The sequence below is a fragment of the Devosia sp. XK-2 genome (assembly GCF_037113415.1).
In the GTDB taxonomy this organism is placed as follows: domain Bacteria; phylum Pseudomonadota; class Alphaproteobacteria; order Rhizobiales; family Devosiaceae; genus Devosia.
On sequence record NZ_CP146608.1, the window covers coordinates 320,772 to 333,470 of the forward strand.

General features: G+C 62.9%; 14 protein-coding genes. 13 read left to right on the forward strand and 1 reads right to left on the reverse strand.

From position 1 onward, the window contains the following. The first annotated feature begins 26 nt into the window (after window positions 1-26). The 9 genes from pcaD (at window position 27) to V8Z65_RS01570 (ending at window position 7,162) form a co-directional block, all read left to right on the forward strand. Complete coding sequence (gene pcaD, locus V8Z65_RS01530) at window positions 27-818, forward strand: 3-oxoadipate enol-lactonase (protein ID WP_338722083.1); 792 nt, start codon at window positions 27-29, stop codon at window positions 816-818. Next, window positions 811-1,200, forward strand: a complete 390-nt coding sequence (pcaC, locus tag V8Z65_RS01535; protein ID WP_338722084.1) for a 4-carboxymuconolactone decarboxylase — start codon at window positions 811-813, stop codon at window positions 1,198-1,200. Before pcaD ends, pcaC begins: the two co-directional genes overlap by 8 nt. Beyond that, window positions 1,197-1,943: a protocatechuate 3,4-dioxygenase subunit beta gene (gene pcaH / locus V8Z65_RS01540; protein ID WP_338722085.1), complete on the forward strand. Its 747-nt coding sequence runs from the start codon at window positions 1,197-1,199 to the stop codon at window positions 1,941-1,943. The genes pcaC and pcaH overlap by 4 nt, the downstream gene beginning before the upstream one ends. Continuing rightward, window positions 1,943-2,554, forward strand: coding sequence for a protocatechuate 3,4-dioxygenase subunit alpha (gene pcaG, locus V8Z65_RS01545; protein WP_338722086.1), 612 nt, complete (start codon window positions 1,943-1,945; stop codon window positions 2,552-2,554). The genes pcaH and pcaG overlap by 1 nt, the downstream gene beginning before the upstream one ends. Before the next feature lie 316 nt (window positions 2,555-2,870). Continuing rightward, window positions 2,871-3,899 (forward strand): 3-carboxy-cis,cis-muconate cycloisomerase, encoded by a 1,029-nt coding sequence (locus V8Z65_RS01550; RefSeq protein WP_338722087.1) that lies wholly within the window; start codon window positions 2,871-2,873, stop codon window positions 3,897-3,899. A gap of 163 nt (window positions 3,900-4,062) precedes the next feature. Then, the gene (locus V8Z65_RS01555) at window positions 4,063-4,785 is read left to right on the forward strand and encodes a 3-oxoacid CoA-transferase subunit A (protein ID WP_338722088.1); all 723 of its coding nucleotides are present in this window, start codon (window positions 4,063-4,065) and stop codon (window positions 4,783-4,785) included. Beyond that, window positions 4,782-5,453: a 3-oxoacid CoA-transferase subunit B gene (locus tag V8Z65_RS01560; protein WP_338722089.1), complete on the forward strand. Its 672-nt coding sequence runs from the start codon at window positions 4,782-4,784 to the stop codon at window positions 5,451-5,453. Before V8Z65_RS01555 ends, V8Z65_RS01560 begins: the two co-directional genes overlap by 4 nt. Before the next feature lie 87 nt (window positions 5,454-5,540). Further along, window positions 5,541-6,455 carry an ROK family protein gene (locus tag V8Z65_RS01565; RefSeq protein WP_338722090.1) on the forward strand — a complete coding sequence of 305 codons (915 nt, stop codon included), beginning with the start codon at window positions 5,541-5,543 and terminating at the stop codon, window positions 6,453-6,455. Further along, window positions 6,452-7,162, forward strand: coding sequence for a copper homeostasis protein CutC (locus tag V8Z65_RS01570; protein ID WP_338722092.1), 711 nt, complete (start codon window positions 6,452-6,454; stop codon window positions 7,160-7,162). Before V8Z65_RS01565 ends, V8Z65_RS01570 begins: the two co-directional genes overlap by 4 nt. 31 nt (window positions 7,163-7,193) lie before the next feature. Here the strand turns inward: V8Z65_RS01570 and V8Z65_RS01575 are convergent, their stop codons facing one another. Next, window positions 7,194-7,886 (reverse strand): FadR/GntR family transcriptional regulator, encoded by a 693-nt coding sequence (locus tag V8Z65_RS01575; protein WP_338722094.1) that lies wholly within the window; start codon window positions 7,884-7,886, stop codon window positions 7,194-7,196. 144 nt (window positions 7,887-8,030) lie between these two features. Between V8Z65_RS01575 and V8Z65_RS01580 the strand changes: the two genes are divergently transcribed. The 4 genes from V8Z65_RS01580 (at window position 8,031) to V8Z65_RS01595 (ending at window position 12,518) form a co-directional block, all read left to right on the forward strand. After that, the gene (locus tag V8Z65_RS01580) at window positions 8,031-9,590 is read left to right on the forward strand and encodes a sugar ABC transporter ATP-binding protein (protein ID WP_338722095.1); all 1,560 of its coding nucleotides are present in this window, start codon (window positions 8,031-8,033) and stop codon (window positions 9,588-9,590) included. A gap of 107 nt (window positions 9,591-9,697) precedes the next feature. Then, window positions 9,698-10,693: an ABC transporter permease gene (locus V8Z65_RS01585; RefSeq protein ID WP_338722096.1), complete on the forward strand. Its 996-nt coding sequence runs from the start codon at window positions 9,698-9,700 to the stop codon at window positions 10,691-10,693. 86 nt (window positions 10,694-10,779) lie between these two features. Beyond that, entirely contained in the window at window positions 10,780-11,724 is a 945-nt protein-coding gene (locus V8Z65_RS01590; protein WP_338722097.1) for an ABC transporter substrate-binding protein, read from the forward strand. A 62-nt stretch (window positions 11,725-11,786) separates the two neighbouring features. Further along, window positions 11,787-12,518 (forward strand): SDR family oxidoreductase, encoded by a 732-nt coding sequence (locus V8Z65_RS01595; protein WP_338722098.1) that lies wholly within the window; start codon window positions 11,787-11,789, stop codon window positions 12,516-12,518. Window positions 12,519-12,699 lie beyond the last annotated feature (181 nt).

Here is a 12,699-nt window from a genome sequence, read left to right on the forward strand (position 1 = left end):
CCTTAAATCAGCGCCAAGAGGAAGCCATGTCTTTTGTTCGTATCAACGGAACCTTGCTGCATTACCGTCTGGCGGGGCCGGCCGGCGCGCCGGCCTTGGTCTTCATCAATTCCCTCGGCACCGATGCGCGTATCTGGGATGCGGTGATCGAGGCCTTCAGCACCCGCTATCTTTGCCTCTCCTATGACAAGCGCGGGCATGGGCTCAGCGATGCGCCGGAGGGCGATTATGGCCTCGACGACCATATGGCAGACCTGGCCGGCCTGCTCGATCACGCCGGTATCGCCCGGGCGGTTTTTGTCGGCGTCTCCATAGGTGGGCTGATCGCCCAGGGTTTGGCGCTGCGCGCACCTGAGCGGGTCGCCGGCCTGGTGCTGTGCTGCACTGCCCCGCGCATGGGGGATGCCGCCATGTGGGCCGACCGGATCGCTGTGGTGGGCAGCAGGGGCATGGTTCCCCTGGCCGATCCCGTCATGGAGCGCTGGTTCAGCCCCGCATTCCGCGCTGCTCGCCCGGACGAACTGGCCGGCTGGCGCAACCTCTTCCTGCGCACCGATCCCCAGGGCTATGCGCGAACCTGCGCGACCTTGCGCGACACCGATCTTAGCGCCGAAATCGGCCAGATTCGCGCGCCGACCCTGGTCGTTGCCGGAGACGCCGATCAGGCCGCGCCGGTCGAGCTGGTGCGCAATTGCACCGCCATTCCCGGCTCTCATCTCGAAATTCTACATGGCGCCGGCCACATCCCGTCCATTGAACAGCCGGGCCAATTGGCCGGATTGATCCAGAATTTTCTTAAGGAGGCCGACCATGGCTGAGACGTCATTGTTCGATCGCGGCATGGCGACCCGACGCGCGGTACTGGGTGACGGTCATGTCGACAAGGCCAATGCGTCAACGACCGGGTTCGATGACGCTTTCCAGACCTTCATTACGGAGGGCGCCTGGGGCTCGGTCTGGTCACGGCCGGGGCTGAGCAAGCGGGAACGGTCGATGATCACCCTGGCCCTGCTGGCCGGGCTGGGGCATGAGGAGGAATTCGCCATGCATGTTCGCGCTACGGTCAATACCGGTGCCAGCCAAGAGGATATCAGGGAACTGTTGCTCCATGTGGCGGTCTATGCCGGTGTGCCGGCGGCCAACAGCGCCTATAAGATTGCCAAACACGAATTGGCCAAACGCCAGGAGGCAGCGCAATGAGCGGTATCATTCTGCCCGGCGCCGACGGCATGTTGTTCCAGCGCGACCGCGACTGGCATCCACCCGCTGATACGCCCGGATATAAATCCACTACCTTCCGCGCGCCCAGGCATAGCCTGCTGGCTCTGGGGCCCACCAGGTCGGAAATGACCGGCCCCACCTTCGGCCACGAAAAGCTGGGCCCGCTCGATAATGATCTGATCCGCAATTTCAGCCAGGATGGCACCGACGCCATCGGCCAGCGGATGATTGTTTATGGTCAGGTGCTGGACGAAAATGCCCGCCCCGTGCCCAATACGCTGGTCGAATATTGGCAGGCCAATGCCGGCGGCCGCTATCGTCACAAAAAGGAAGGCTATCTGGCGGCGCTCGATCCCAATTTTGGTGGCTTTGGGCGCTCGATTACCGATGAAAACGGCTTTTACCACTTCCGCACCATCAAGCCCGGCGCCTATCCCTGGCCCAATAATGGCAATGACTGGCGTCCGGCCCATATTCATTTCTCGGTCTTCGGCCATGCCTTTGCGCAGCGCCTGATCACCCAGATGTATTTCGAGGGCGACCCGATGATCTGGCAGTGTCCTATCGTCTCGACCATTCCCGACAAGGCCGCCATCGACCAGCTCATTGCCCGGCTCGACCGCCTCAATACCACCCCCATGGATGCCCTGTGCTATCGCTTCGATATCGTGCTGCGCGGGCGCCGCTCGACCATGTTTGAAAACAAGCTGGAGGGGAACTGATGCTGCATCCCACCCCGACCCTGAAGGAAACGCCGTCCCAGACTGCTGGGCCCTATGTCCATATCGGCATGACGCCCAATTTCTGCGGCATTACCGGGGTGATCCAGGCCGATCTGGGTAAGACCATGATCAATGGCGCGGTCCAAGGCGAGCGGATCGATGTCGTGATCCGCGTTTTCGATGGCGCTGGCGTCCCCCTTGCCGACGGCGTGGTGGAAATCTGGCAGGCCGATGCCGGCGGCAATTTCGCCGTTGCCACCGCCCCCGGTTCCAATGCTGTCCCGGCCTTTACCGGCTGGGGGCGCCAGGCGCTGAGCGAAGCCGGCGAGGCCGTGTTTGAAACCATCAAACCCGGCCCCGTGCCCGGCCCCGATGGCAAGCCCATGGCGCCGCATATCGCGCTCTGGATCGTGGCTCGCGGCATTAATATCGGCCTGCAGACCCGGCTCTATTTCGAGGACGAAGCCGAGGCCAATGCCACCGATTTCGTGCTCAACAAAATCATGGACAAGCGCCGCCGCGAGACGCTGATCGCCCGGCGTGACGGGTCGACCTATAGGCTCGACATCCATCTGCAGGGCGACAAGGAAACCGTGTTTTTCGATATGTGAGGGGACGCCCTGACTTCCTGGACGCTCGGCTCCTTATCACCCTCCCCCTTGAGGGGAGGGTAGTGAAGCTGGGTGCGCAGCACGCTAGCGAAACTAGGGTGGGGGTGTCAGCGCTTCGGACAGGTGCCGATGCGTATCGCAGCCGCGACACCTCCACCCCAGCGCCGCTAAGGTCCTTTCGGACCTAAGCTCTGCTTGCCCTCCCCTCAAGGGGGAGGGTGACGATGAACTCGAACGCCGTGCGCCTGCGCCCCTTTCTTCAGGAGGAGGCCGATGGGGGTGGCGAAGCGCAACGCAGCAAGGCTAATCTAAACCCATGACCCTCCTTTCCGCCCTCGCCGGTGATCCGGAAGTCGAAGCCCTGCTGTCCGACGCGGCCCAGCTCACGGCCATGCTGGCTTTCGAGCGGGCATTGGCCGAGGCCAGCGCCGAAACCGGTTTCATTACTGAGGCGGCGGCGAACGCGGTCGCATTGGCGCTGGATGGCTATGAGCCAGACTGGCGCGGGCTCGAAGCCGGCATGGCGCGGGACGGCGTCGTCGTGCCGGCATTGGTGAAACAATTGCGCGGCCGGGTCGCTGAGCCCCACCGCACGGCCCTACACAAAGGCGCCACCAGCCAGGATGTCATCGACACAGCACTGATGCTGCAACTTGCTCGTATCTTCGATATTTACGAGACCCGCCTGGCGGCGCTAATCGACAGCCTCACGTCGCTCGGCGCCGCCCACGGGAACGACGAGCTCATGGCGCATACCCGCATGCAGGTGGCGCTGCCCACCACATGGGGCGCGAAATTTACCTCTTGGGCCGAGCCGCTGCAGCGCCACCTGCGCGCCCTCAGCGCCATGCGGCGGAGCCTGCTGGTCATTCAGCTCGGCGGGCCGGTGGGCGATCGCGGCAGTTTCGAGGGGCACGGCGATGCCATTGCCGCGGCCATGGCCAAGCGTCTGGACCTGGGGCTGGCGACGCCCTGGCAGGCCCAGCGCGATCCCATTGTGGCTCTTGGCAACCTCCTGGCCCTGATCACCGGCTCTATTGGCAAGATCGGCACGGATGTGGCGCTTCTGGCGCAAAATGAAGTTGGCGCCGTCCGGCTCGCGGGTGGCGGCGGTTCCTCTGCCATGGCCCACAAGTCCAACCCGGTCAATGCCGAGGTTCTGGTGGCCCTGGCGCGCTACAATGCTGGCTTGTCCGGCACTCTGGCTCAGGCCCTGGTGCATGAGAACGAACGCTCCGGCGCCGCCTGGACGCTGGAATGGTTGAGCCTTCCGCCCATGCTGGTCGCGGCCGGCGCGAGCCTGCGCCTGGCCGATGATTTGCTCGGGCAATTGCGGTTCGACTAGTGCATCCGGTTATTGAAAAGACCGAAATACTGGTCCCTTGGCCCCAATATGCACTCACACAATAACCTGTGGGATATGGAGCGAGCTCTGCATTTCATTTCCGTTGCGGACCGCACAATGTCATTAGAGGCCCGTGCCCCAGTCTCGGGAAGGGAATAGCCAAATGGACAAGACGTTGCCCGATCTCGCCACGGCCGTGGCCGGCATTGACGATGGCATGGTGGTGATGGTGGGCGGCTTTGGCGGCTCGGGCGCGCCGATTGAGCTCATTCATGCGCTGATCGACCGCTACAAGGCCAGTGGCAGCCCGAAGAATCTGACAGTCGTCAACAATAATGCCGGCAATGGCCGCATCGGCATTGCGGCGATGATCGATGCCGGCATGGTCGCCAAGATGATCTGCTCGTTTCCGCGCTCCGCCGATCCGCGCGCCTTTACCGAGAAATACCTGGCCGGCGAAATCGGCCTGGAACTGGTGCCGCAGGGCACCCTGGCCGAACGCATCCGCGCCGGTGGCGCCGGTATCCCCGCCTTCTATACCCCGGCCAGCTATGGCACCGATGTCGCCAAGGGCAAGCCGGTCGCCGAATTCGATGGCAAGCATTATGTGCAGGAGCGCTGGCTCAAGGCCGATGTGGCGCTTCTCAAGGCCGAACTGGCCGATACGCTGGGCAATCTCACTTTTCGCAAGGCGGCGCGAAACTTCTCGCCGCTCATGGCCGCCGCGGCGGCCAGGACCATCGTGCAGGCGACCAAAATCGTTCAGCCCGGCGAGATCGATCCTGAACATGTGGTGACCCCCGGCATCTTCGTCGATGTCCTTGTCGAGGTCAGCGACCCCAAACAGGAAGAAGCGCTGATGCGCCAGGGAGTGGCCTACGCATGACCAGCAAGCTTTCCAACGCCCAGATCGCCTGGCGCGCCGCGCAGGACATCGAGGATGGTGCCTATGTCAATCTGGGCATCGGCTTTCCCGAAATGGTGGCCAAGTTCCAGCCGCCGGGCAAACAGGCCATCTTCCACACCGAAAACGGTGTCCTCAATTTTGGCGAGGCACCCGCCGAGGGTGAGGAGGATTGGGACCTCATCAATGCCGGCAAGAAGGCGATTACCCTGCGCCCCGGCGCGGCCTTCTTCCATCATGCCGACAGCTTTGCCATGGTGCGCGGTGGGCATCTGGATGTGGCGATCCTGGGCACTTATGAAGTGGCCGAAAATGGCGATCTGGCCAATTGGTCGACCGGCCCCAAGGGCGTGCCGGCTGTTGGCGGGGCCATGGACCTGGTGCATGGCGCCAAGCGCGTCGCCGTCATTACCGATCACGTCACCAAGGAAGGCAAGCCCAAACTGGTCAAGCGCTGCACCTTGCCGCTGACCGGGGTTGGCTGCGTCACCCGCGTCTATACCAGCCTGGCGGTTCTCGACATCGAGAATGAACGCTTCGTGCTGCGCGAAAAGCTGCCCACGATGAGTGTCGCCGAATTGCAGGCTGTGACCGGCGCCGAACTGGTCCTGCCCGATACTATCGCGGACCTGGTGGCGCCCGAACTCTAGACCTGCCCGATCCGCAAAGAGAGTGGTGCCGGTGCTTGATCGCGCCGGCGCAACCGGACTAAATGCCGGGCAAAAAGGGCCCGGCATATGATCACCTGTTTCGATATCGGCGGAACCACCATCAAGGGCGCCATCGCGTCAGGCCCTGACGCGATAGAGGCGCTGGGGCGCGTGCCCACCCCGCGCGACGATTTCGAGGCCTTCGCCAATGCCATTGCCGGGCTGATCGACAAGGGAGGCGCCTCCGCGGGCAGCCCGATCGCCATTTCCGTGACCGGTGTGGTCGATCCTGAAACCGGCCGGACCACGGTTGCCAATATTCCCTGCATCGATGGCCGCGACCTCGCGGGCGATCTCGGCGCCATTCTGGGGCGCAAGGTCTTGGTCGCCAATGATGCCGATTGCTTTGCGCTGGCCGAAGCCTTTGCCGGCGCCGGGCGCGGCCATCGCGTGGTCTTTGGCGCCATTCTGGGAACCGGCGTGGGTGGCGGCATCGTCGCCGATGGCCGGCTGTTCCGGGGCGGGGGCGGGCTCTCGGGCGAATGGGGCCATGGCACAGCCGTCGCCACAAAGGTCAGCGTGCCGCCCTTCGATATCCCCCATTTCCCCTGTGGCTGCGGCCAAGCGGGCTGTGTCGACACGATAGGCGGCGCCCGTGGCATCGAGCGCCTGCATAAGCTGCTGCACGGTCTCGACCGGCCCAGCACCGACATCGTTACCGCTTGGCAGGCGGGCGATCCCGCCGCTACGCAAACCGTGGATATCTATGTGGAACTGGTGAGCATACCTCTGGCATTGACCGTCAATATCATCGGCCCCGACATCATTCCGGTCGGCGGTGGGCTGGGCAATGCGCATGACCTCGTCGCCCGGCTTGATAGTGCGGTGCGCAAGCGTATCCTGCGCAAGATTGACCGGCCGCTTGTCGTCCCGGCGCATCTGACGGTGGATGCGGGCCTGATCGGCGCGGCGGGCCTGGCCTGGTCGGAGGGCGTGGCATGACCCTGTTGGAAATCTGCGTGGACGATGCTGATGGCCTCGCTGCTGCCATTGAGGGTGGAGCCGACCGCGTCGAACTATGTTCGGTGCTCGAACTGGGCGGGCTCACGCCCATGCCCGGGCTGATGGCGCTGGCTGCCGGTGTCCCAGTGCCGGTGCGGGCCATGATCCGTCCGCGCGGGGGCGACTTCGTCTTTGGCCCGCGTGATCTCGAGGCCATGTTGGGGGACATTGATGCCGTGCGTCAGTCCGGGCTCGAAGGCGTGGTTCTCGGCGCCAGCCTCCCCGATGGGCGGCTCGATCTTGCCATGCTGGAGCGGTTGGTCGACGCGGCTGGCGAGATGCCAAAAACCTTGCACCGCGCCTTTGACCTGGTGCCCGACCTCGCCGAAGCTATCGACCAGGCCATTGCGCTGGGCTTTGATACCATCCTCACCGCCGGGCGGGCCCGCACGGCGCCCGAAGGTATTGCCGATCTCGCTCTGGCGCATGATTTGGCCGATGGTCGGATCACCATCATGGCGGGCTCTGGGGTTACAGCGGAAACAGCGCCAGCAGTCCTCGCGGCAGCGCCCTTGGCGGCGCTCCACGGCGCCTGCGGGGAACCAATTCATATCGATTCTGCGCCTGCGGCCCGGCTCGGCTTTGTCAGCCCGACGCGTCGCCGAACCAGTCGCGACCGTGTAATTGCCCTGAAGGCAGTTCTGTAGCGATTGCGAAATCGCCTTCGCCATCAGCGTTTTATTCCCATGTCTCCAGCATGGCATTGGCGACAAATTCGAGATGCTGTGCCATGGCCTTGCGGGCACCCTCTGCATTGCCGCTGACCACCGAAGCGACGATCGCCTCATGATCTGCCAGAATGTGGTCCCGGACCTGCCTGAGATCGGCCAGATGCTGGTGGAAACGCCTGTCGACTTCGTCGCTGCGGGCGTTCCACAAGGCCTCGATGGTTTCGCGCAATACCGTATTCTGGCAGGCATCGGCCAATGTCATATGCATGACTTGATCGCTCTCCGATGACCATTTGTCGTGCACGGTTTCAGCCCGCATCGTCTTGAGCGTTTCGCGAAGCCGGGCCGTGCCTTCAGGGGAAATGTGCTGGCTGGCCAGAGCCGCTGCTTCCGGTTCGAGCAAGCGACGCACGGCCATGACTTCAAGCGGCGAGGCGCTGAGTTCGGGCAACCCCAAAGCAGACCCGTCGCGTTGGCGCACAAAGGCGCCCACACCCACGCGCACTTCCACCAGGCCCGCCACTTCGAGCGCGATCAAGGCCTCCCGCACCGTGGGGCGCGACACGCCAAGGCTCAAGGCCAGATCCCGCTCGGACGGCAACTGCCGGCCCGGCTTGGCCGCCCCGGCTTCGATCTGCTCACGGATCTGGTCGGCGATCTGGATATAAAGTTTGCGGTTGGATACGGCCTGTAGCTTCATGATTTTCCCCTCGCCCACTCATAACCACACTGGCATTGCCTGTCTACTGGTCTGACCACTTGACAGCTTGACTGGCTTGCCATTAGCTCTACTCATGCCAAGAGCCCGCAAGCAAGCCGGGCCAGGCTCAGGGAGGTTGCATATATGCTGGGATCGACGCCCGAAGCGGTGACAAGGACCGTGCCGCTGGTCGAGATGCGCAATATCGACAAGTCGTTTCCCGGCGTCCGCGCGCTCAGCCAGGCGCAGTTCGAATTGCTGCCCGGCGAAGTACATGCCCTGATGGGCGAGAATGGCGCGGGCAAGTCCACCCTGATGAAGGTGCTGTCCGGCGTTTATGCCCGCGATGGCGGCGAGGTGAAGCTGGACGGACGCCCGGTGGAGATCACCTCACCACGCGAGGCCCAGGACGCCGGCATTTCCATCATTCATCAGGAACTGGCCCTGATGCGGGACCTGACCGCTGCGCAAAACATCTTTATCGGCCGCGAGCCGCGCCGCTTCGGCCTTCTCGATGAAGGTCAGCTCAATCGCGATGCGGCGGCCATCTTCGCCTCGATGAACCTCAATCTCGAACCCACCGTGCCGGTCGAGAGCCTGACCATTGCCAAACAGCAAATGGTCGAAATCGCCAAGGCCCTGTCCTACCGCTCCAAGGTCCTGATCATGGACGAGCCGACGGCGGCCTTGAACGACGCTGAGATTGCCGAGCTCTTTGCCATCATCAATCGGCTCAAGGCCGAGGGTGTCGGCATTGTCTACATTTCCCACAAGATGGATGAGATCAAACGGATCTCGGATCGTGTCACCATCATGCGCGATGGCGAATATGTCGGCACCGTTCCGGCAGCCGACACGCCTATCGAGACCATCATTTCCATGATGGTGGGGCGTACCCTGACAAATGACACCCTGGTCATTCCCGATACCAGCAACCAGCCCCTGGCGCTTGAGGTCAAGGGTCTCAATCGCGGCCGGGAAATCCGGGATGTGAGCTTTTCGGTGCGCCAGGGTGAAATTCTCGGCTTTGCCGGCCTGATGGGCGCGGGGCGCACCGAAGTGGCGCGCGCCATTTTCGGGGCCGATCGCCGCGATAGCGGCGAGGTCTGGGTGCATGGCCAGCGCGTCGATATCGCCACTCCCCGCGACGCCGTAGCCAAGGGCATTGGCTATCTCTCCGAAGATCGCAAACTTTTCGGCCTCGCCACTGGTCTCGATGTCCGCAACAATATCGCCCTGGCCAGCCTTGATCGCTTCACCGGTCCTGTTGGTGTACTCAATGAAGCGGGCATGGAAACGGCGGCCAAGGACTATATCCGCCAGCTCACCATCAAGACCCCGAGCGATACCCAGGAAGCGCGCCTGCTCTCAGGCGGCAACCAGCAAAAGGTGGTCATCGCCAAATGGCTGCTGCGCGATTGCGATATCCTGATCTTCGACGAGCCGACCCGCGGCATCGACGTGGGCGCCAAATCGGAAATCTACAAGCTCCTCAACAATCTGGCGGCTCAGGGCAAGGCCATCATCGTCATCTCCTCGGAACTGCCTGAAATCCTCAGGCTCTCGCACCGCATCGCGGTGATGTGCGAGGGGCGCTTGACCGGCGTTCTGCCCGGTGGCGCCAGCCAGGAAGAAATCATGCACCTGGCCACCATGCGTGAGGCGGCCATGGTGCCCGATGAGGAGTTGCGCCATGCCGGCTAAGACCATTCTGGCCAAGATTCAGACGCCAACATTTATCGCATGCCATGCCCCGCAGAGGGCAGAGGCCAAGAATGGGCGGACACCGCGCCCACGACCGGAGGACACCAATGACTGATACTGCCGCGCCCGCGCAAAAATCCGGTATTCGCATCACCGGCGCATTCCATCGCCTGCTCGCCTTTTCGGGGTTGATGGCGCTGGTCGTTGTGTTCTCTCTGGCCTCGCCCAACTTTATGCAGACCCAGAATATCCTGGCCATCCTGCAGGCCACGTCGGTCAATGGCGTGCTCGCCATCGCCGCAACACTGGTCATCATTACCGGCGGTATCGACCTCAGCGTGGGCACGCTCATGACTTTCTGCGCGGTGATCGCCGGTGTGGTCCTGACCTATTGGGGGCTGCCCCTGCCGCTGGGTATTCTCGGCGCCATTCTGGCCGGCACCACCAGTGGCCTCATCTCGGGCACTGTCATTGCCAAACTCAAAGTGCCGCCCTTCATTGCCACTTTGGGCATGATGCTGATCCTCAAGGGTCTGTCGCTGGTCATCTCGGGCACCCGGCCCATCTATTTCAACGACACCCCCGGCTTCAGCCAGATTTCCCTGGGCTCGGTTCTGGGCACAATCGTGCCGGGCCTGCCCATTCCCAATGGCGTGTTGATCCTGTTTGCCGTGGCAATCCTTGCCGCCTTCATTTTGGGGAAGACCGCGCTGGGCCGCTACACTTTCGCGCTCGGTTCCAACGAAGAGGCGGTGCGCCTCTCCGGCGTCAATGTCGATCGCTGGAAGATCGCCGTCTATGCCACTGCCGGCTCCATTTGTGGGGTCGCGGGCCTGCTCATTGCCAGCCGGCTCAATTCGGCCCAGCCCGCCCTCGGCCAGGGCTATGAGCTCGACGCCATCGCGGCCGTGGTTATCGGCGGCACCTCGCTTTCGGGCGGACGCGGCACCGTGCTTGGCACCTTGATCGGCGCGCTCATCATTTCCGTGCTGGCCAATGGCCTGCGCATTCTTTCAGTGGCTCAGGAATGGCAGACGGTTGTCACCGGCACCATCATCATCCTGGCCGTCTATGCCGATATACTGCGGCGCCGCAAACTTTAGGCGCCGATCATCCACCGCGCATCCGCGCCAATAAGAGGCACGTCCAAATGCCCGCAACGATCTCAGTAGCATGTGGGAGGATTACCATGCTCAATCGCCGTACCCTGCTCGGCGCGCTCAGCGCCATGGCCATGTTGGCCGCCAGCGGCCCCGTCATGGCTCAGGAACAATATGATATCGCACTGATCTCCAAGGGCTTCCAGCACCAGTTCTGGCAGGCCGTGAAGGCAGGTGCCGATCAGGCCGCCGCCGATCTGGGCGTAACCGTCACCTTCGAAGGTCCGGAAACCGAAAGCCAGGTCGACCGCCAGATGGACATGCTGGCCGCGGCCCTGTCCCGCAAGCCCGATGCCATCGGCTTTGCCGCCCTTGACAGCCAGGCTGCGACGCCATTGCTCCAGCAGGCCCAGGATGCCGGCATTCCGGTCATCGCCTTCGATAGTGGCGTTGATAGCGACATTCCGCTCACCACCGCCACCACCGACAACGTGGCTGCTGCCGCGCTGGCGGCCGACGTCATGGCCGAACTGATCGGCGGCGAAGGCAAAGTGGCCATTGTGGCCCACGACCAGACCAGCCGCACCGGCATCGATCGGGTGGAAGGTTTCTCCAACCGCGTCAAGGAAGCCTATCCCAATATTGAGATCGTTTCGGTCCAATATGGTGGCGGCGACCAATTGCAGTCGACCGAAATCACCAAGTCGATCCTCTTGGCCAATCCCGATCTCAAGGGCATTTTCGGTGCCAATGAGGGCTCGGTCCTGGGCGTTGCCAATGGCAAGCAGGAACTGGGTAGCGATATCGTGGTCATTGGCTATGACTCCGGCGCCGCTCAGAAGGCCTTCATCGAAAGCGGTGTGATCGCCGGCGCCATCACCCAGAATCCGGTGGGCATCGGCTACCAGACCGTGCAGGCGGCTGTGAGCGCGCTCAAGGGCGAAGAACTGCCCCCGATCATCGACACCGGCTTCTACTATTACAACAAGGACAATATGGACGATCCCAAGATCGCCGCTGTCCTTTACGATTGATTTCCTCCGGGTCGGGCGGTTCTCCCAACGGCCGCCCGGCCCAACTTTGTTCAGGACCAACCATGACTGACCTTTCCGGAAAGATTGTGCTTATCACCGCCGCTGCCCAAGGCATCGGCCGCGCTTCGGCCGAAGCTTTTGCTCGGGCCGGCGCTCGCGTGATCGCCACTGACATTAATGAGGCGCTGCTTTCAGAGCTTGATGGCACACCCAATGTCACGACGCGGCGCCTTGATGTGCTTTCCGACCCTGCCGTCCGGGAGGCGGTGGCCGAGATCGGTCAAATCGACGTGCTCTTTAACTGCGCCGGTGTCGTCCATAATGGCACCCTGCTCGAAATGAGCGACAGTGATCTCGACTTCGCGCTCGATCTCAATGTCAGGGCGCAGATCCGCACCATACGCGCGGTTCTCCCGCAAATGCTGGAGCGCAAAGACGGCGCCATCATCAATATGGCCACGGTTGCCTCATCCATAAAAGGCGTGCCCAACCGTGCCGCCTATACCATTTCCAAGGCCGCCGTGGTGGGCCTCACCAAATCCATCGCTGCCGACTACACCACGTCCAATATTCGCGTGAACGCCATTTGCCCCGGAACCGTTGATAGCCCCAGCCTCCACGAGCGCTGGAAGGCCACGGGGGATTTTGAGGGCGCCCGCAAAGCCTTTATTGCCCGCCAGCCTATCGGCCGTATTGCCCGCCCCGAAGAGGTGGCGGACCTGGCCGTCTATCTGGCCGGCGCCACCTACACCACTGGCCAGGTTCACATCATCGACGGCGGCTGGACGGCTTAGGTCATGTCGCCCTTCCGCTGAGGCCGGCCTGCTTTTCTTCTCCCCTGAGGGGAGAAGGTGGCCCGCAGGGCCGGATGAGGGGTTCAGCGCCGCGTTCAATGCGATGGGCTTTCACCCCTCACCCCAACCCTCTCCCCTGAGGGGCGAGGGGGCGCTGGAGCCGATACGTGCCTGTGCAATT

Coding starts and splice junctions, on each gene's coding strand:
- pcaC (WP_338722084.1), top strand. CDS start 811: ATGGCTGAGACGTCATTGTTCGATCGCGGCATGGCGACCCGACGCGCG.
- V8Z65_RS01570 (WP_338722092.1), top strand. CDS start 6,452: ATGACCCTGTTGGAAATCTGCGTGGACGATGCTGATGGCCTCGCTGCT.
- V8Z65_RS01595 (WP_338722098.1), top strand. CDS start 11,787: ATGACTGACCTTTCCGGAAAGATTGTGCTTATCACCGCCGCTGCCCAA.
- pcaG (WP_338722086.1), top strand. CDS start 1,943: ATGCTGCATCCCACCCCGACCCTGAAGGAAACGCCGTCCCAGACTGCT.
- V8Z65_RS01580 (WP_338722095.1), top strand. CDS start 8,031: ATGCTGGGATCGACGCCCGAAGCGGTGACAAGGACCGTGCCGCTGGTC.
- V8Z65_RS01590 (WP_338722097.1), top strand. CDS start 10,780: ATGCTCAATCGCCGTACCCTGCTCGGCGCGCTCAGCGCCATGGCCATG.
- V8Z65_RS01585 (WP_338722096.1), top strand. CDS start 9,698: ATGACTGATACTGCCGCGCCCGCGCAAAAATCCGGTATTCGCATCACC.
- V8Z65_RS01550 (WP_338722087.1), top strand. CDS start 2,871: ATGACCCTCCTTTCCGCCCTCGCCGGTGATCCGGAAGTCGAAGCCCTG.
- V8Z65_RS01560 (WP_338722089.1), top strand. CDS start 4,782: ATGACCAGCAAGCTTTCCAACGCCCAGATCGCCTGGCGCGCCGCGCAG.
- V8Z65_RS01555 (WP_338722088.1), top strand. CDS start 4,063: ATGGACAAGACGTTGCCCGATCTCGCCACGGCCGTGGCCGGCATTGAC.
- V8Z65_RS01575 (WP_338722094.1), bottom strand. CDS start 7,886: ATGAAGCTACAGGCCGTATCCAACCGCAAACTTTATATCCAGATCGCC.
- pcaD (WP_338722083.1), top strand. CDS start 27: ATGTCTTTTGTTCGTATCAACGGAACCTTGCTGCATTACCGTCTGGCG.
- V8Z65_RS01565 (WP_338722090.1), top strand. CDS start 5,541: ATGATCACCTGTTTCGATATCGGCGGAACCACCATCAAGGGCGCCATC.
- pcaH (WP_338722085.1), top strand. CDS start 1,197: ATGAGCGGTATCATTCTGCCCGGCGCCGACGGCATGTTGTTCCAGCGC.